The following is a 4,443-nucleotide window of genomic DNA, read 5'->3' as shown; positions in this document are numbered from 1 at the left end:
AAGCCTGCTTCAAGATCGTGTTCGCTCGCCGCAGTTCACGGTTCTCCCGCTCCAACGCCGCGATGCGGTCAGCGTCCTCACTCGTGGTGCCCGGGCGGACCCCGCCGTCGATCTCGGCCTGACGAACCCAATTGCGCAACGCCTCGGGATGGACTCCGAGCTGATCGGCGATCCGCTTGATCGCACCTCTCGACGAATCGGGATCTCGTCGCGCTTCACATGCCATCCGGGTGGCCCGGTCCTTGAGTTCCTCACTGTACTTGCGTGGTGCTGCCATGCTCTCCATCCTTCACAGGTTCGAGAGCCTCCGACAGACCCGGGGCGGTTCACTCGCTCAAGCGGCGATCAGCACCACTGACACCGAATCAGTGACGGTTCCGGGGCCCTGTGTCCACGGGCTTGTGTCGCGACGTTTCTGAAGGTTACGGCCGCACTGGATGGGGCTCTCGACCGTTTAGTCGGCGGAGGTGTGCGACTGGTCAGTTTGGCCGTTCTGCCAGGCCCACACGACGATCTCGACGCGAGTGACCACCATCCGTACCTGTTAACTCGAAGTACGCTGCCTTCACTGAATGTTCACCCGCAAATGGCACGTATCGGACCGCACCAGGCGATATCGTTTAGCGTCAACAAGCACCGCCGAACACGTGGCTCCCCCCTGCCGCGTATTCGGCGGAGGCGGTCCCAGCATCTCCTCGACGGAGTCACAACCGACGGCGAGCTCAAACCGGACTCCCGGGATCGGGTGCTGGCGGAACTGCGCGGGCACTTCCGTCCCGAGTTCCTCAACAGGGTCGACGACATCGTGTTGTTCACCCCGCTCACGCTGCCCCAGATCGAGCACATCGTCGAACTGCAGCTCACCGATCTCCGGAACAGGTTGTCGGAGCGCCAGATACACCTGGAGATCACGCCGGAAGCACGCCGGCTCATCGCCGAACACGGTTTCGACCCGGTCTACGGTGCGCGACCGCTACGGCGGTACATCGCCCACGAGGTCGAGACCAAGATCGGTCGTGCGCTGTTGCGAGGCGAAATCGAACCGGGCGGCACCATCAGTGTCACGGTGGACGGCGACGAGCTCGCCGTCACGTATGCGGAACCCGCTGTCGCGCCGTAGTAATCTCGCCAGGTGGATCGCGTCGCGCACATCGGTCTTGACCCGGTCACCGACCGGACGCTGTAGCTTGCTCGGCGCCACCACCTCGCACCGGATACCCGCCGCCGTCAGGTCGCGGTACAGACCGAACCCGGTCGGACCGGCTTCGTAGGCCACCGCAACCGGACCCGGCAACGTCGCCAGCCATGATCTGACGTGCTCAAATGAGGGCGTCAGCCTCGCCTGATGCAGCTCACTTGTTTGGCCGTCAACCGCCGCCGCCACGATCGATCGTGCGTGCACATCGAGTCCTACACTCGTACGCTCTGTAAACACCGGGGCCTCCCACAAATGTCGGATAGGCCGGGCAGGCGCCTCCTGCTCGGTAACCCACGAGTCTTTGTGCGTGAGGCTCCGGCCCGCAACCCCCAACACATCGTCGGGAGCTACCCATACCGTCTAGCCAAGAATCCCGAACACTAGACATCCAACCGCGGCCGCGACCGACCCCGCATCCCGGGCGCGCACATTGAGGTGCGCACGTCTCGACAGCCAGCGTCTCAACTCAGTACCGGATCAGGTCTCGAGCGGCGAAGTCGAGCTCGTGGTCGCGCCATCCGCGGTGGCGGTGGGCTGGTCATACACGCTGTGCAGCATCGCTTTTACCGCCGGCCACATGGACTTGGGGCACACTGCCATGAGGTTGGCGGCGTAGTGGGTGCGGCAGCGCTGCCATACCGCGCCGGGCAGGTTCGCTGCGATCGCCTCGATGAGCCCGGCACGAGCATCGGAGGTCACCAAGCGCACCCCGCCCAGGTCGCGGGCCACCAGGTCGGCGAAGAAGGTGTTCCGCGATGCCTTGGTCTCACTGGTGGCCGCCTGCATGCCCAACACCTCGCGGTCGATGGCTTGCGGATGGAGGGCTTCGCACTAATTGTGCCGGTGGCCTCTGACAGGTGTCAGTGGTCGATGTAGAGGCGTGCTGCATGCTGCTTGGCAGTGTCGCGGTGTCCTTCAGCGGCGCGGAGCGCATCGCGGAGAGATGCCAGTGCTTCGGTGATGCCGGCGATGGCTTCGGCGGGAGTGGTGGGCGCCCCAAGGGTGTCGGTGGTGAGGTCGTCGCGTTGGGCGAGGTCGCGGTAGCTGCGCTCGATGTCGAGGACCTGGCGTTGCAGGGCGTTGATGGGGTCGTAGAGCGCGTCGATGGCGTGGTCGAGTGTCCGGCCGGAGTCGTTCACGATGCTCCTCATGGTGTCAGGGACGTGTTGTGGCGCTGTGGGTTAGGTTAGGTGCGGTAGGCGTGGGCTCGGTGGTCGATCTTGACGATGACGATGGTGTGGTTGGGATCGTCGATGCGCAGCAGGATGCGGTAGTCGCCGCGGCGTGCGCTGTGAAGGCCTTCGAGGTCGTCGCGTAGCGGTTTGCTGAGGCGGTGCGGGTTGCCGGCGAGGGGCCCGGAGATGAACTCGATGACAGCGTGGACGATCCGGGATGGAAGGCGTTGCAGATCGCGGCGTGCGGGAGATGCGACCTCGACGCGGTACTCATCGGCCGAGTCCGTGGGGTTGTCGCTCACTGGGGCGGCATGCCGTGTTCGGCGCGCAGGTCCTCAAGGGAAACGGTTTGGCCGGCGGCGTACTCGACGTCGGCAGCCGCGACAGCTTCGCGGATGCCGGCGCGTGAGAGCCAGTAGATCGTTTCGTGCAGCGATTCGAGGTCGTCAGCCGACATGAGCACCGCGGCAGGTTTGCCGTGTTTGGTGATCGTGATGATGTCGTGCGTGCTCTCGGCGCTGTCGATGAGCGCGGAGAGCTTGTCCTTGGCTTCGCCGAGAGGCACTGTCGTCATGCATTCAGTCTAGCCGCTAGACTGGCCAGAAACTAGCCCTATATTTAGCCGATAATAGTAATTATGACATTTCGGGCCTGGATGGCGGAGTTCGCGTAGACTGTCAACGAGCTAGTCGCATGGCTCCTCCCCGAGTTGCACACGAACACCACACGGTTCCGCAGCGCGCAAGGGCAAGGTCTTCACAGATCCGGCGGACGTTGACCACCTTCACTTTCAGTGTCGGTATGTGTGGGTGCCGATACGGCAAGGTGAACGGACTTACGGTCATGGCTAGCACCAATCACAGGAAGCGCGCGCGCAGTTACCAACGGGCGCACGGCGTTTCATATACTGTCGCCCTGCGAGCAGTCACAGCAGGCGACGGGTGGTCCAACGGAATCACCCCTTGGCTCCGACAATCCCAGAAGCCCTTCAACTGCTATTGGTGCGGCAGCGTAGAAGCGATCCTCTCCTGGGGCGACATCGGCGAAGACACCGAGCGCATCGAGTTTTACTGCCAGAATCCTGATTGTAATGCCCGCGAGGTAGACGTTCTCGTCGTTGACGACGGAACTGATACGACCCGCCGCCGGGCGGACGCTAAGGCGCTCCAACGCTTCCCGGGCGAAGTTCTCGCCGACCCGGTGCTGATCAACGACGACGAGCAACTGGGGTGGATGGTCCGTACGAGCCCACTCCCCTCGGCGCGCACGAGCGGTCAAGTCCAGTGCCTCTTCTGTGGGAAGCAAACCTGCGACGTCGACCCCGCCGGCGACTCTGACATCGGGCGTCTGACCCTGTACTGCCGGAATCCCCGATGCGCCGCCGACACGGCGATCGCTCTAGTCGGCCGAGACGGGACTCCAGCCACGCAAAACCGCGAGGACGTCACAGCGCTGCGCGAGATCGACAATCCCCCGCCACCCCCCTCCGCCGACGGGGCACCACGCATTCGACCAGTTGGTCACCGAACAGACGGTGTACTCGATCGCCGGCGAGGTTGAGGCCGTGCGTCAGCAGAAGGACGGGCGCAGCGTGCCCCGGCAACCCCTCTCCGGTCCGACCCACAAAGATCCCTACATATGGGGGCAAGGATTGCTCTCAAACAGAAAAACCGAAAGAATGCCCAGGTGAATGAGGGTATGCAGAAGGCCGAGTACGTCGCACTCGGCTGCGAGCGCGTTATGGAAACCCTCACCAGCGAGTACGCCGTGCTGCACTCTGAACTCGAAGCACGGCTGGCCGAAAAGTACCACTACCAGCAGGTTGAGGTCATCCAGCCTCACATCCTCACCGTGGCACTGCGGGAACTCGCCGCCGCCGGGCACATCACATTTTCACGTTCGACGACCACGAACACCGCTCAAATCATCACCACGATCGAGCCGGCAGCCACCCACAAAATCAAGACACGGGTCAGCAAGGCCTCCGCGTCGAAGCGCAAACTCTATGGTCGGTACCTCAGCTGGAATCACGCAACGCAGCGGTTCCCCTCCGGTCGGCTCGGGCCCGCC

At 63.6% G+C, this 4,443-nt stretch carries 6 protein-coding genes and 3 pseudogenes; 2 read left to right on the top strand and 7 right to left on the bottom strand.

Translation table 11 applies throughout. The features are described 5' to 3' along the window. Positions 1-277, bottom strand: a 277-nt coding sequence (locus GOSPT_RS05305) for an IS3 family transposase (protein WP_005203795.1), incomplete at its 3' end; no start/stop codon positions are given. A 405-nt stretch (positions 278-682) separates the two neighbouring features. On the opposite strand from GOSPT_RS05305, the pseudogene GOSPT_RS05300 reads away from it, so the two are divergent. Beyond that, positions 683-1,120: pseudogene (locus GOSPT_RS05300) on the top strand (ClpB D2-like domain containing protein); the annotation flags it as partial. Here the strand turns inward: GOSPT_RS05300 and GOSPT_RS23045 are convergent. The 6 genes and pseudogenes from GOSPT_RS23045 to GOSPT_RS23565 form a co-directional block, all read right to left on the bottom strand. After that, a pseudogene (locus tag GOSPT_RS23045) lies at positions 1,109-1,435 on the bottom strand (IS110 family transposase); the annotation flags it as partial. The pseudogenes GOSPT_RS05300 and GOSPT_RS23045 overlap by 12 nt on opposite strands. Positions 1,436-1,717: 282 nt before the next feature. Further along, positions 1,718-1,999, bottom strand: a pseudogene (locus GOSPT_RS05295) (transposase); the annotation flags it as partial. 59 nt (positions 2,000-2,058) lie between these two features. Beyond that, a complete protein-coding gene (locus GOSPT_RS05290) occupies positions 2,059-2,337 on the bottom strand; it encodes a hypothetical protein (RefSeq protein ID WP_005203791.1) in 279 nt (92 codons plus the stop codon). A 47-nt stretch (positions 2,338-2,384) separates the two neighbouring features. Continuing rightward, on the bottom strand, positions 2,385-2,675 hold the full coding sequence (locus tag GOSPT_RS05285; protein ID WP_005203789.1) for a type II toxin-antitoxin system RelE family toxin: 291 nt from the start codon (positions 2,673-2,675) through the stop codon (positions 2,385-2,387). Further along, entirely contained in the window at positions 2,672-2,947 is a 276-nt protein-coding gene (locus GOSPT_RS05280; protein WP_005203787.1) for a type II toxin-antitoxin system Phd/YefM family antitoxin, read from the bottom strand. The genes GOSPT_RS05285 and GOSPT_RS05280 overlap by 4 nt, the downstream gene beginning before the upstream one ends. A 326-nt stretch (positions 2,948-3,273) precedes the next feature. Continuing rightward, positions 3,274-3,597, bottom strand: coding sequence for a hypothetical protein (locus GOSPT_RS23565; protein ID WP_141630807.1), 324 nt, complete (start codon positions 3,595-3,597; stop codon positions 3,274-3,276). Between the two features lie 474 nt (positions 3,598-4,071). On the opposite strand from GOSPT_RS23565, the gene GOSPT_RS05270 reads away from it, so the two are divergent. Then, on the top strand, positions 4,072-4,443 hold a 372-nt coding region (locus GOSPT_RS05270; protein ID WP_039854842.1), incomplete at its 3' end, for a hypothetical protein.

This window comes from Gordonia sputi NBRC 100414, from assembly GCF_000248055.1.
GTDB classification, from domain to species: Bacteria; Actinomycetota; Actinomycetes; order Mycobacteriales; family Mycobacteriaceae; genus Gordonia; species Gordonia sputi.
The sequence above is the reverse complement of the archived record's forward strand: the minus strand, read 5'-3'. Positions and strand labels throughout refer to the sequence as shown.